Origin of the sequence: Bifidobacterium cuniculi (assembly GCF_000741575.1) — a bacterium.
Lineage (GTDB): Bacteria > Actinomycetota > Actinomycetes > Actinomycetales > Bifidobacteriaceae > Bifidobacterium > Bifidobacterium cuniculi.
Genome location: NZ_JGYV01000025.1, coordinates 36,665 through 50,252 on the forward strand (window position 1 = coordinate 36,665; position 13,588 = coordinate 50,252).

General features: G+C 68.7%; 10 protein-coding genes and 1 tRNA gene. 10 read left to right on the forward strand and 1 reads right to left on the reverse strand.

Annotated elements, in window-relative coordinates; genetic code table 11:
- The first annotated feature begins 52 nt into the window (after positions 1-52).
- The 6 genes from BCUN_RS09760 (at position 53) to BCUN_RS09785 (ending at position 8,210) form a co-directional block, all read left to right on the forward strand.
- Positions 53-1,246, forward strand: coding sequence for an SLC13 family permease (locus BCUN_RS09760; protein WP_033516326.1), 1,194 nt, complete (start codon positions 53-55; stop codon positions 1,244-1,246).
- A 56-nt stretch (positions 1,247-1,302) separates the two neighbouring features.
- Positions 1,303-2,799 (forward strand): DUF3375 family protein, encoded by a 1,497-nt coding sequence (locus tag BCUN_RS09765; RefSeq protein ID WP_034258652.1) that lies wholly within the window; start codon positions 1,303-1,305, stop codon positions 2,797-2,799.
- Entirely contained in the window at positions 2,796-3,557 is a 762-nt protein-coding gene (locus BCUN_RS09770; RefSeq protein WP_033516327.1) for a DUF4194 domain-containing protein, read from the forward strand. The genes BCUN_RS09765 and BCUN_RS09770 overlap by 4 nt, the downstream gene beginning before the upstream one ends.
- The gene (locus tag BCUN_RS09775; RefSeq protein WP_033516328.1) at positions 3,551-6,988 is read left to right on the forward strand and encodes an ATP-binding protein; all 3,438 of its coding nucleotides are present in this window, start codon (positions 3,551-3,553) and stop codon (positions 6,986-6,988) included. Before BCUN_RS09770 ends, BCUN_RS09775 begins: the two co-directional genes overlap by 7 nt.
- A complete protein-coding gene (locus BCUN_RS09780; RefSeq protein ID WP_051921023.1) occupies positions 6,988-8,124 on the forward strand; it encodes a DUF3322 and DUF2220 domain-containing protein in 1,137 nt (378 codons plus the stop codon). Before BCUN_RS09775 ends, BCUN_RS09780 begins: the two co-directional genes overlap by 1 nt.
- Positions 8,125-8,137: 13 nt before the next feature.
- A tRNA-Arg gene (locus BCUN_RS09785) sits at positions 8,138-8,210 on the forward strand.
- A 121-nt stretch (positions 8,211-8,331) separates the two neighbouring features.
- Here the strand turns inward: BCUN_RS09785 and BCUN_RS09790 are convergent.
- Positions 8,332-10,152 carry a 1-deoxy-D-xylulose-5-phosphate synthase gene (locus BCUN_RS09790; RefSeq protein ID WP_033516329.1) on the reverse strand — a complete coding sequence of 607 codons (1,821 nt, stop codon included), beginning with the start codon at positions 10,150-10,152 and terminating at the stop codon, positions 8,332-8,334.
- Between the two features lie 123 nt (positions 10,153-10,275).
- On the opposite strand from BCUN_RS09790, the gene BCUN_RS09795 reads away from it, so the two are divergent.
- The 4 genes from BCUN_RS09795 to BCUN_RS09810 all read left to right on the forward strand — a co-directional run bounded on the left by BCUN_RS09795 (position 10,276) and on the right by BCUN_RS09810 (position 13,439).
- Entirely contained in the window at positions 10,276-11,280 is a 1,005-nt protein-coding gene (locus BCUN_RS09795) for a zinc-binding dehydrogenase (protein WP_033516330.1), read from the forward strand.
- A 94-nt stretch (positions 11,281-11,374) separates the two neighbouring features.
- Positions 11,375-11,872, forward strand: coding sequence for a 5-(carboxyamino)imidazole ribonucleotide mutase (purE, locus tag BCUN_RS09800; protein WP_033516331.1), 498 nt, complete (start codon positions 11,375-11,377; stop codon positions 11,870-11,872).
- Positions 11,856-13,007, forward strand: a complete 1,152-nt coding sequence (gene purK, locus BCUN_RS09805) for a 5-(carboxyamino)imidazole ribonucleotide synthase (protein ID WP_033516332.1) — start codon at positions 11,856-11,858, stop codon at positions 13,005-13,007. The genes purE and purK overlap by 17 nt, the downstream gene beginning before the upstream one ends.
- 39 nt (positions 13,008-13,046) lie before the next feature.
- Complete coding sequence (locus BCUN_RS09810) at positions 13,047-13,439, forward strand: Fur family transcriptional regulator (RefSeq protein WP_033516333.1); 393 nt, start codon at positions 13,047-13,049, stop codon at positions 13,437-13,439.
- Positions 13,440-13,588 lie beyond the last annotated feature (149 nt).

Sequence of the window (13,588 nt, forward strand, 5' to 3'; positions counted from 1 at the left end):
CTGCCCTGCGTGTAGGATGGTGCCGTTGAAGCCGTTCACTGCTGGAGGCTGGATGAGGCAACGCGCGCTGACTTTCGTACGAAGCGAGACCATCTTGGTGGTGGCCACGCTCCTGGCCCTCATCTCCTGTTTCATCGTGCCGCCGGACGGCGAATACGGCGGCTACGTGCACGTGAGCACCATCAGCCAGCTGTGCTGCCTCATGCTCGTCGTCGTCGGCTTCCAGCGCATCGGTGTCTTCCGCAGGATCGGCGCCAGCCTCCTGCGCCGCGTGCACACCGCCCGCGGCCTGGTGCTCACGCTCATCTCGCTGACCTTCTTCTCGAGCATGCTCATCACCAACGATGTCGCCTTGCTCACCTTCGTGCCCTTCGCCCTGTCCGTGCTCACCATGGCCCACATGGAGCGGCACGCCGTGCTCGTCTGCGCCCTCATGACCGTCGGCGCCAACACGGGCAGCATGCTCACGCCCATCGGCAACGCGCACAACCTCTACTTCAAGGCGCTCACCGGCATGTCCACCGGGCGTTTCCTGGAGATCATGGCCCCCTACTCGCTGCTTGCCGCCGTCCTGCTCGTGCTCGTCACCTGCGTGGTCTTCCGCGGCCAGCGCATCACCACCTTCGACGACCTGGACAGCGACAGCATCGAGAAGGGCGTGCTGGCCCCCGACTCCTCGCGCCACCAGCCCGACAGCATCCTCGTCAAGGGCTACGGCGCCGACCGCCGCGGCTGGCGCATCGCCGTCTACTCGGCCGTCTTCCTCGTGTGCGTCCTGGCGGTCAGCGACATCGTGCCCCTGTGGGTCATGTGCGTGGTCACCGCCGCCGTCATGCTCGTGTGCGACCCGCGTTCCTTCCGCCACACCGACTGGGGCCTGCCGATTACCTTCATCATGTTCTTCATCTTCATCGGCAACATGAAGCGCGTCCCCGAGTTCTGCCACATCGCGGAGATGTTCGTCGGCGACCACCCGCTCGAGGTGTCCATCGTCTCCAGCCAGGTCATCTCCAACGTGCCCACCTCGCTGCTGCTGTCCGGCTTCTGCGACCAATGGGTGCCGCTGATCATCGGCACGAACATCGGCGGCATGGGCACGCTGATCGCCTCCATGGCGTCGCTGATCACCTACAAGGCCTACGCGCGCGACTACCCGCACTCCAAGGGACGCTACCTGGGCGTCTACACGGCCGTCTCCTTCGGCTTCCTGCTGGCCATGTACGCGCTGGCCGTCATCATCCTCTAACGCCGTACGTTTGCTAGAATGGGCGGCTGGACCACCCACGACGACGAAGGCGAGACATGGCGGACGTAAGAGAGGAGCTCGCGCAGCTGCGGCCGGTCTATGACACCGGCGTACTGCGCATGCTGCTGCACAAGTACTCCGACATCTACGTGGCCATGCTGCGCGCCTGCTTCACCCCGCTGACCGCGGAAGTGCCCCAGGAGCGGCTGCTGGCGGACATGACCGACGCCGTCGGTGAGCTCGTGGCATCCGGCGACTACCGGCTGCGCGACGGCGAGGACGACGCCATGGCGGCCCGGCGCATCCTCAAGGAACTCAAGGCACAGGACGAAGGCGACTACGCCTGGGTCGCCGACTCCTTCGACCGCCGCCAGCACCGGCTCATGTGCCGCCTGACCCAGCGTGCCCACCGCGCCATCGAAGCGCTCGCCAGCCTGCAGACACGCACCGTCTCCCTGTCCGGCGCTCAGGTCAACTCGATCATCATGGAGATCGAACACGCCCGCAAGCAGCTCACCGTCGACGTCGAAGAACGCATCGAGCTGCTCGAACAGGAAATCGCGGAGCGCCGCCGGCAGATCGACGAACTCAAGGCGCACGGCATCGAACGGCAGCCCACCGCCGAACAGGTCGGCGACATCATCAACGTCGTCTACAACACGCTGCGCGGCGTGCCCGTCGACCTGCGCGAACTGGTGATCGCCGAACGCGACAACGGCGACGCGCTGCGCCGGCGCATGGACTCGGGCACCATGAGCGGCAACGACATGCTCGACTTCTACCACAACGACTACGAACGCACCTACCGCGACAGCGACGAGGGACGACGCTTCAACGACGCCTTCCAGGTGATGTACGCGCCGGAAAGCCGCGAGCAGCTCGACGACGCCCTCGACGACATCGCACACAGCGAGTGGCTGCACGGCGAAGCCGACGAGCTCATGGCCGTCGTCTCCCACGAACTTGAGGACATCTACGGCGGCATCGACGCCGTGCGCGACCAGCAGCGCGTCACCGACGACAGCGTCAAGCTGCTCGTACGCCAGCAGACCGACATGCGCTTCCGCACGATGTCACGGCAGCTGTCGCGCCTCTTCGCCGGCCTCGGCCGGCGTGCACGCGGCAAGGAGCGCTTCGACTGCGCCATGGGCGACGTGACGCTGCCCACGCTGCCCATGCGGGTGCGCGAGACGACGCGCAGTGCACGGCCGCCGGCCCTGCGCGAGGCGGATGACGGCACGTCCGCGCTCGACCTGGGCCGTATCGTGGCCATCGGCGGCCCGCGCATCGCCCACATGGTCAGCCTCGTGGCCGCCACCCCCGTCCACGCCGGCGAGCTGGTGGACGTCGCCGCCAGCTTCAACGCGCTGGATGCCGAGGAACGCCGCGAAAGCGAACTCGTCGGCTTCCTGAGCTACCTGGCGCCCGACGCCGAAGCCGACGACTGGTCCACCTGGCGCTGCGTGGGTGCCGACGGCACCGAACGGCTCTGGCGCACCCGCCCCCTGCTGGTGAGCGAGGCACATCTCGACGACTTCCTGGAGGAGACATGACGGACGACACCAACGAAGCACTCGCGCACGACGCGCTGGCCGGCGACGACGAACGGCCGGCCGTGGTCGACGGCAGCGGCATCGCCGACCTGACCGGCATCCACGCCCTCTTCGAAGGCGACAGCGGCGACATGCCCATCCAGGCACGCGAAGCCGCCATCCAGCTCAAACGCAACCGCGCCATCGACGGTGCCCTGTTCGACCAGGCCATGGACCACCTCGCCGACGTGCGGCGCTCCCTGAACAACGACCTGCTCGACCTGCTCATCGACGAACACTACCGCGTGATGGTCGCCGTCCCCGTCAGGGCCGACGGCTATGCCGTGCGCTCCCTGAAGAACCGCGCATCCCTCAACGCACGTGAGGCATCCCTCCTGGCCGCGTTGCGCCGCAAGGTGCTCGAATACGAGAACGTGGACGTGCCGTCCGAAGGCTGGGAGGTCTCCCGCGAGGAGATCGTGCAGGTGCTGTCCACCGGGTCCGGCTTCCTGGCAGGCCGCAACAGCGAGCAGGCCGTGCACGAGCAGGTCGACCGGCTCATCGGCACCATGCGCACCAACGGGTTCCTCGAGGACCGCGGCGACGGGCTCTACCTGGTCACCAGCCTCGTGCCGATGGTGCTCGACCCGGCGCACATCGACCTGTGGCTCGGTGCGCTCGACGCGCCCGACGACGACGGGGAGGCACCGCCGGCCGACGCGGACGAGGCCGACGACGATGGCGAAGTCACCGAGGAGAAGGACGAGACACTGTGGTAAACGAGGAACTCTTCGCCCAGATCGAACTGTCGCCGGCCCACTGGCAGCTGGCCGAACGCCAGCTCGTCAACTGGGGGTCCTACGACGGCTACCACGTCTTCAGGCCGGCGCCCGGCGACGGCGAGCGCGTCACCCTGCTCACCGGCCAGAGCGAGTCAGGCAAGTCGACGCTCGTCGACGCGCAGGTGTCCCTGCTCTACCCGACGGGAGCCGCCTTCAACAAGGCCTCCAACGCGGGCAGGTCCGACCGCAGCGACTACACCTACGTACGTGGCCTGCGCGGCGTGCGCAACGACCGCGGCCACGACGAACCCGTCTACCTGCGCGGCACGGACGGCGACGGCAACCCGTACGCCGTGTGGGGCGCCATCGTCGACACCTACCATGACGACGCCAACGACGGCACCCTGTCCATCGCCAAGTTCATGGCCATCCCCGCCGACGGCAGCCCGCAGGACATGGTCAAGCTGTACGCGGTGGCGCCCGGCGGCCTCGACCCGCGCCTCATGGACGGCGTGCGCGACGAGCCGTTGACGGCCGCCGTGCTCAAGCGCGTCTATCCGGACGCCCGTGTCTACCGGCACGCCCGCCAGTTCCACGAGGACGTGTGGCGGCGGTTCGGGCTGACCGAGTCCGCGTGCCGCCTGCTGCACCGCATGCAGGCGTCGGACGCGCCCAGCCAGCTCGACGACATCTTCCGCAAGGGCGTCCTGCAGGAGCCGCGCGCCTTGCAGCTGGGACGCCACGCTGTGGATGACTACGGGCAGTACCGGGAGAACTTCACGAGCATCGAACGCAACCGCGAGCGGGTCGCCATGCTCGAGACGATGGCCGACGAATACCAGCGGTTCGAGGAGGCCGACGGCGACGTGCGCGCGTTGGGCGCCATCGACCCCATGAACGGGGCGCCGGCCGTCAAGGCGCGCGACGCGTGGCTCGACCGGCGGATCGACGAGGATCTGGAGCGCATGGTGCCGTCCTACGCGCAGGCCATGGACGCTGCCGCCGCCAAGGTCGCGCAGCTGGAGACGGAGCAGACGGACCTGCAGGCCGCCTACGACGAGGCGCGCGAACAGCTGCGCGGGGCCGGCGGCGGCGACCTCGAACGCCTGCAGGAGCAGCTCAGGGACGTCCAGCGGGAACGCTCCCTGGTCAACCAGCGGCGTGAACGTCTCCTGGCGCGCTTCGCCAAGGTGGGGGAAGAGTTCCCTGCCGACGCGCCAGGCTGGCAGGAGTTTGCCGACCGGTGCGCGGCGTACCTGGAGGACGAGCGCGAACGGCGCGACCAGCTTGACCATGAGCGGTTCAGCCTCATGGAGTCGCGCAGCAGGCTCAGGGAGGAACTCAAGGAACTCGAGGACGACTACGCGTACCGCAAGGCGCACGGCACGCGCATCAGCACCACCATGAAGCAGGCGCGCGAACTGGTCATGCAGGCCACCGGACTGGGGGAGGACGAGCTGCCCTACGTCGCCGAGCTCATGGACATCGACGACGAGGACTGGCGCGTCGCCATGGACGTCGCCTACGCGCGCATTGCGCAGGTCATTCTCGTCGACCGGCGCCACGAGGACGGCTTCGCACGCAAGGTCAGCACCATCCCGCACCAGCTCATGGCGCGCCGCAACTGGCAGTTCGTGGACACGTCCGTGCAGCCGGACGTGCGGGAGCGCGACGGCTGGCTGTCCGGCAAGCTGCGGGTGAAGGAGTCGCCGTTTGCCGGCTGGGTGCGCGAGCGCATCGCCGCCGACGACGTCGACGCGCGCTGCGTGCAGGCCATCGACGACCGGGACACGACCCGCCAGGTGCAGCCCGACGGCCAGCTCAAGGCAGGCATCCGCGGCAGCCACGGCACCAGGGGGCTCGAACCGGTCATCGGCTTCGTCACCGAGGAGTACCTGCGCCAGCTCGAGGCGCGCATCGGACAGGTGCGTGCGCAGCTGGAGGAGCTGGAGGGACGGCTGGCCGACCTCGACCGGCAGCATGACCTGCTCGAGGCGTGGCGTGTCCTCGCCGCCGCCGTCACCGACGACAGTTGGGACGCGGTGGACGTGGCCAGCAGGGACGCGCGGGCCGCGCACCTCGAGGAGCGCATCGCCGCCATCCGCGACAACCCCGAGCTCGCCGCCCTCGAACAGCGCTGCGAGGACTGTGCGGGCAAGCTGGCCACCCTGGGCCGTCGGCTCGCCAAGGCCCGCAACGAACGCGCCGACGCCCAGCGCGCCCTGCACGCCGCCGAAGGCTGGCTGGCCGAGGCATCCGGCCACGGCGACCCCGCGCTCAACAAGGCCAGCAGCCAGGTCCTCGCCGAAGCCTACGGTTCCTTCTTCGGCACCGACTCCAGCGTGGAGGAACGCGTCGGCAAGATCCTCGCCGTCGACGGCGGCGCCGCCGGCAGCGCCCACGCGCCGGCCGACGGACGCGCCGCCAGCCCGGTCGTGCGCAGCCTGCGCGAACGGCTCGCCCAGGCCACGCGGGCGACGCGCGAGGAACGCGAACGCGCCCGCCAGCTGCTGCGCAAGACCTGCGAAGCGACCATGCAACGCTATCTGGAGCGCTATCTGCCGCAGGAGACGCGCGTGGCCGCCGACGTCGACAACGAACGGTTCTTCGAACGCGAACTGGCCGAGCTGCAGCCCAACACCATCAGCCAGCGCGAGGCGGACCGCGAATACTTCAACTCGCTGGACAAGGTGCGCCAGGACCTCATGCAGCTGCGGCGCGCCCTCAAGGAGGACCGGGCGCACATCAAGACACAGGTCGCCAAGATCAACGGCCTGCTCGAACGCTACCCCTTCGGCGCCAGCCACGGCCAGCTGCGCATCGTCGTGCAGGTGCGTGCCGCCGATCCGAAGTTCATGGCCACGCTGCAGCGCGTCATCGACGACCTCAACACCTTCCGCCACCAAGGCGGCGGCGACGTGGACCGCTGCCGTGAGCTCTTCGCGCAGGCCGCGCCCCTCATCGACGCCATCAAGGGCAGCTTCGACGAATATGCGCCCAACGGCCGCGGCAACGAGAACCTCGACCCGCGCCGCCGTTCGCGCTTCTTCGGCGAGGTGCTCCGCCCCGACGGCGCCACCGAACGCATCAACTCCACCGGCGGCGGCTCCGGCGGCTACCTGCAGGAACTGACTTCCTTCGCCTATGGCGCGGCGCTCATGTATTTGCTGGCGGACGACAACGCCACCGAACCGTCCTATGCCACCGTCTTCCTCGACGAAGCCCTCATCAAGGCCGACGGCCAGTACACCAGGCGCGCCCTGAGCGTGCTGCCCGGCCTGGGCTTCCAGGTCATCGTGTCCGCACCGGAATCGAAGACCGCGGAAATGATGGGAGCGGCCAGCAAGGTCGTCGTCGCGCGCAAGGACCAGGCCAGCGGCCTGACCACGCTGCACGAGGCCGTGTTCGAGACCGCGGACGGCGACTGATGCGTTCGCCGCGGGAACTGGCCTCCCTGGTCGAGGCGCATCTGGGGCGTCACCTGTTCGACGTGGCCGACCCGTGGCCGCTGACGCTCACCGTGCAGCTGCCGTCGGCACGTGCGCTCGAGGACGACCCGGCGGGCGCGGCACGCACCAACCGGGAGATCCTTGCATGGGCGGATGCACACGGCGTGGCCACGCGCCTGACGGTGCGCCGCATGGGCGGCACGCCGCTCGAACTGGTCTCGCACGTCACCATCCCCGACGAGGACGTCGCCCAGCGGGTGGTGGGGCGCGCCATGCGCGGGCGCCGGTGCAGGGTGCTGGCGCGGGCGGCCCGTATCCGCGCATTGGGATGGCCGGTGGGGGAGGAGTGCGTGATGCGGGTGGTGCGCTGGACGGAGGATGCGGACGACCTCGACTTCGACCTCCTGATGGCGGCGGCTGTCTGGTTCCACGGCCACCTGGGGGCGGTGGCGTCGATGACCGCGCGCGAAGTGCCCTTGGAGGGTTTCAGCGGCAAATGGCTGGGCGGCGTGCGTTCGTTGCACCGTCGTGCCCTGTGTGCACTGCTCGAGGTGGACGGGTTGCCGTTGCGCGAACGCCCGGAAGAAGTGCGCTACCGCTATCTCGACCCGGCCGCCGCCGGCTGGGCGGAGCGCTTGGCCACCGAGGTGCAGGAGGCGCCCGAGCTGCCGGTGGCGCGCGCCATCGTCGTGGAGAACAAGGACACCTACCTGGCCATGCCGGCCATGGCGGGGACGGTCTGCGTGTTCGGCGCCGGCTTCGCGGTGGGCGCTGCGGTGCGTCTCCTGCCGTGGCTGGCCGGACTCGACGTGGCCTACTGGGGTGACCTGGACGCGGCGGGCTTCGAGATTCTCGCCTCATTGAGGGCGGCGGGTCTGGCGGCACGCGCCGTGGGCATGGACCTGGCCACCTATGAACGCTTCCGGGCCTACGGGACGGCGCTGGGTGAGCGGGGGACGCCCATCAAGGCGTCGGAACCCAAGGAAGGGCTGGACCTGACCGACGACGAATATGCCCTCTATGGGGCCCTGTGCCGCCAGGAACTTGGGGTGCCCCGTGTGGAGCAGGAGCGCATCCCGTTGGATTGGGTGATGTCGGTCCCCCAACCCCGCTAGAGTAAAGAAGCTTGCCTCCGTAGCTCAAAGGATAGAGCAATGGCCTTCTAATCCAGTGGTTGCCGGTTCGAGTCCGGCCGGGGGCACTTTTCATTGCGGCCGTTGACACATTTTTGGCGGCCGGAAAATCGTGTAGGTCTCTGGCCCGCACAATTTGAAGTTGTGCGGGCCAGAGACCTACACGATTTCCCTGCCGCCAAAAATGTGTCATCGGGCGAGTGCACCACGCACCCGGGCAAGCATCAGGCCCCGGGTCATCCCGTAGCGTTCGTGCAGTTCCGCCAGCGGCACGCGGTCGGTGAACTCCTTGGCGGCGCCGAAATTGAGCACCCTCATATTCAGGCCTGCGTTGGCATAGAAGGCAGTGACTTTCTCGCCCCAACCGCCCTCCAGCTGGCCGTCCTCCAGGGTCACCACCACATGGTGGCGCCCGGCCAAGGCGCGCAAGGTAGCCTCGTCCAGGGCCGAACACTGCAGGGGGTCGAGCAGGGTGGCGTCCAGTTCCCGCGCCAGGCCAAGCGCCATCGGGAAGGCGTCGCCCAGTCCGAGCACGGCTACGTCCTTGCCTTCGTGCGCCATCCGGTATCCCAGCCAGGGCGCATCGGCGTCCGTGGCCTGCGGCGACACGGTCACGTCGGGATCCAGCGATCCGTCGCGTTCGCCGGCCAGGATCGCGGCGCCCGGCACCCTCAGGAACACGGGATGCGTGTTGTCCGGCCCGGTGGCCCAGGCCAGCATGTCCAGGAACATGCGCCGTGAGGTGGGCGCCAGGCACAGCAGCCCGGGAATGTTGGAGAACAGCGCGAGGTCGAAGACGCCCGAATGCGTGTTGTCCGCGTCGGACATGCCGCCGCCGAAGCTCAACAGCGTCACGGGCGTGTCGTTGAGGCACACTTCCTGCTGCACTTGGTCGATGGTGCGCTGGAAGAAGGTCGCCGAGGTCGCCACCACCGGCCGGCCGCCGGCCCGCGCCAGGCCGGACGCGAAGGCCACGGCATGCTCCTCGGTGATGCCCGTGTCCACGTAATGCGCCCCCGCGGCCGCCCGGAACTCCGGCGTGATGCCGTTCGACCCCGGCGTAGCAGGGGAGATGACCACCAGGCCAGGCTCCTGGGCAAACCGTGCTGCCAGCGAATCCATGGCCAGCCGACCGTAATGTTTGCGCGCGCCCAGGGGCCTGCCCTCCTCGCTGAGGGGATCCTGCCAGTGATTGGCTTCGCAATGGCCCGCACGGATGCCGTGTGCGGCGTCCTCGTCGTCCAGGCCCAGCCCCTTGGTGGTGTGGATGTGCAGGACCACCGGACGGTCGGTGCCCTTGAGCGCCGCCAGCGCCCGCACCATGGCGTGCACGTCGTTGCCGTCCTCCACGTAGCGGTAGTCCAGTCCGAAGGCGCGGAACAGGTTGTCCGGGCAGTCGCCGCCGCTGGCGCGCATCCGCGCCAGCGTCCCGTACATGCCGCCATGGTTGCCGGTGATGGACATCTCGTTGTCGTTGAGGATCACGATCAGGTTGCCGCCCTGCTCGGCCAGGTTGTTGAGCCCCTCGAAGGCCTCGCCCGAGGAGAGCGCGCCGTCGCCGATTACCGCGATGACGTTGTCCGTGGTCGGCTCGCCTCCGGTCGCGCGCACCATGTCACGCATCTTGGCCAGTCCGCACGCCAGGGAGATGGCGGTGCCCGTGTGCCCGAGCACGAAATGGTCGTGCTCGCTTTCCGCCGGGTTGGTGAAGCCGGTCGCCGTGCCGAACAGCTCCGCCTGCGTGAAGGCGCGCGCACGCCCGGTGAGCATCTTGTGCACATAGCTTTGGTGGGACACGTCGAAGACGATCTTGTCGAGCGGCGAGGAGAACACGACGTGCAGGGCGACGCACGCCTCCACCAGCCCCAGGTTGGAACCGACATGGCCGCCGTACTCCTTGCCGTAGCGCACCAGCGCCGTTCGGATCTCGCCGCACAGCTCCTCCAGCTGGCCGGTGTCCAGTGCCTTCACGTCGTCTGGGGTGAGCAAGTTCGACAGCAGGTCAGTCATTGCCGTATCAGTCCTTCGCGCCGTGGGCATCGTCAGCGGCCTGACGACCGCACAGGGACATATTATAGTAGGCCGGAACATATTCGCGCCGATCGTTTGGTCGGCAACGCGAAAGGAGCAGCCATGCTGGCCGTATACGCCGCTGACGTCAATCCCGGGGACCCGCTGGCCGCGCTCGCGGTGGGCGAACTCGACGAGCCGGAGGCCCCCGCCGGCTGGGTGCCCGTCCGCACGCGCGCCGTCACCGTCAACCACCACGACCTGTGGTCCCTGGCGGGGGTGGGACTGCGGGCCGGGCAGACGCCCATGATCCTGGGCACCGACCTGTGCGGCGTGCTGGAACATGCGCCCGCCGGGCGCCCCGACCTGCACGACGGCGACGAGGTCGTCGCCTACACCGTCATCGACGCCGACACCGCCGGCGTCGTGCCAGGCGTCCGACGCAGCATCCTGTCCGAACGCCACCCGGGCACGATGTCGCAGGTCGTGCGCGTGCCCGCCGCGAACCTCTTCGCCAAGCCCGTGCACTGCACGCCCGCGCAGGCCGCGGCCCTGGGCACGAGCTGGCTGACGGCCTACAGCATGCTGTTCTCCCCGGTCACCGGCGCGCGCGTCCAGCCCGGCGACAGCGTCCTGGTGCAGGGTGCCTCGGGCGGCGTGGCCAGCGCCGCCATCCAGCTGGCGCACGCCGCCGGCCTCGAGGTCTTCGCCACGGGGCGCACGGAAGCGAAACGCGACTACGCCGCTGCACTCGGCGCCGATGCCGTCCTCGAACCGGGCGGCCGCCTGCCGCACAAGGTCGACGCGGTGATCGACTCGGTCGGCGCCGACACCTGGGGCCACTCGATCCGCAGCGTGCGTCCCGGCGGCACCGTGGTGACCTGCGGCGCCACGAGCGGCGACCAGCCGGGCGCCGAACTGACGCGCATCTTCTTCCAGGACATCCGCATCCAGGGCAACACGATGGGTACGCGCGCCGACTTCGCCCGTCTGCTGCGCTTCGTGGAACACGCCGGCCTCGTCCCCGCCATCCACGCGACCCACCCGGCCGAACGTGCCCGCGACGCCTTCGCGCAGGTCATGGCCGGCGACTTCCTGGGCAAGGTGGCCATCGACTTCCCCGCCTGACGTCTCACGGCCGGCACCCCGCCGGGGCTGCCGGCCGCCTGATGGCGTACAGTGGTGCGGGTATCCAATCTGCCGACCGAAACGAGGGAAGACAATGGCAGCACAGGACCCGCAAGTCGCCGTCATCATGGGATCGGCCAGCGACTGGGAGACGATGAGACACGCATGCGACATGCTCGACCGGTTCGGCGTGCCCTACCTGAAGCAGGTCGTCTCCGCACACCGCACGCCCGAACTCATGGCCGAGTTCGCGCACGGTGCGCGCGACCGCGGCATCAAGGTGATCATCGCCGGTGCCGGCGGCGCCGCCCACCTGCCGGGCATGGTCGCCGCGCAGACCACGCTGCCCGTCATCGGCGTGCCCGTGCAGTCGCGCGCCCTGTCCGGCCTCGACTCGCTGCTGTCCATCGTGCAGATGCCCGGCGGCATCCCCGTGGCGACCACCGCGATCGGCAAGTCCGGCGCCACCAACGCCGGACTGCTCGCCGTGAGCATGCTGTCCATGACGGACGCCGCCCTGGCGGACGCCCTGCAGGCCTATCGTGACGAACTCAAGGACAAGGTGGAGGAGTCCAATGCCCAGCTGGTCTGAGGAACACGGCGTGCTCGCACCCGGCGCGACCATCGGCATCGTCGGCGGCGGCCAGCTGGGCCGCATGATGGCGTTGAGCGCGAAATACATGGGCTTCAGGGTGGGCGTGCTCGACCCCACCGAGGACTGCCCGACCGCACAGGTCGCCGACTTCCAGGTCGTCGCCGACTACGACGACCATGAGGCGATCCGCGAACTGGCCAGCCGCAGCGACGTGCTCACCTACGAATTCGAGAACGTGGACGCCGACGCACTCGACGCGGTACGCGACCTGGCGGCCATCCCGCAGGGCACCGACCTGCTGCGCGTGACCCAGAACCGCGTCGCCGAGAAGACCTTCATCAACGACCACGGCGTCGCCACCGCCCCCTGGGAGGCCGTTAACAACCATGCCGAACTGGAGGACGCCTTGGGACGCATCGGCTACCCGGCCGTGCTCAAGACCTGCGAGGGCGGCTACGACGGCCACGGCCAGATCGTGCTGCGCGAGCCTGCCGACCTGCAGGACGTATGGCCCGACGACGCCTTCCCGCCGGCGATCCTCGAAGGCTTCGTCGACTTCGACTACGAGGCGTCCATCCTCGTGTCCGGCAACGGCGGCGACTACGTGACCTTCCCGGTGGTGCGCAACATCCACCGCAACAACATCCTGCACATGACCCTCGCACCCGCGCAGATCGACGACGCCATCGCCGCGCGCGCCCGCGACCTCGCGCTCGCGCTGGCGGACGGCTTCACGCTGGCCGGCACGCTCGCCATCGAACTGTTCGTCACCCGCGACGGCCAGGTCATCGTCAACGAGCTTGCGCCGCGCCCGCACAACTCCGGCCACTACACCATCGAAGCGTGCGACTTCGACCAGTTCGACCTGCACGTGCGCGGCATCGCCGGCTGGCCGCTGCAGGAGCCGACCCTGCTGTCCCCGGCGGTCATGGCCAATGTACTCGGCCAGCACGTCGCGCCGACGCGCGCCGCACTGCCCGACCACCCTGAATGGCACGTCCACGACTACGGCAAGGCCGAGGTCAAGCACAACCGCAAGATGGGGCACATCACCGTGCTCACCGACGACCCCGAACAGGCCATGGCCGACCTCGAGGCGAGCGGCTGCTGGGACGACGTGCGCGTAGAATGACGCGCTGACATCCGTCCGACGGCACAAGACAGAGGCGATATGGCCCGCAACACGCACCAGAAAGACACTATCCGGGAAGCATTGCGCGAACGCTCCGCCTTCATCTCCGCGCAGCAGCTGCACCAGCAGCTCGAAGAGCGGGGGGAGCGGATCGCGCTGGCCACGGTCTACCGGCAGCTCAATGCGCTTGCCGACTCCGGGCAGGTGGACACCGTGCGCATGGGCGGCGAACAGCTGTACCGCTACTGCGGCGCCGACGGGCACCATCACCACCTGATCTGTACGTCCTGCGGCAGGACGGTCGCCATCGACCCGCCGAGCGAGAGCTGGCTGCGGTCCGTGACCGCCGAGCATGGCTTCACCCTGCAGTCGCACACCCTGGAGGTCTTCGGCCTGTGCCCGGAGTGTCAGGCGCAGGATGGCGACGCATAGAAACCTCTCGTTTTTCCGTGACTGTTCTCAGGGTTCCGAAATTAAAGCGGGCACCGGGTCCGGATGCTTTCCGAGATTAAAGCGGGCACCCGGACGAGGGCGAATCCCAACTTAAAGCGGGCACCGGGTCGAAGAACTTTTCAGTTCTT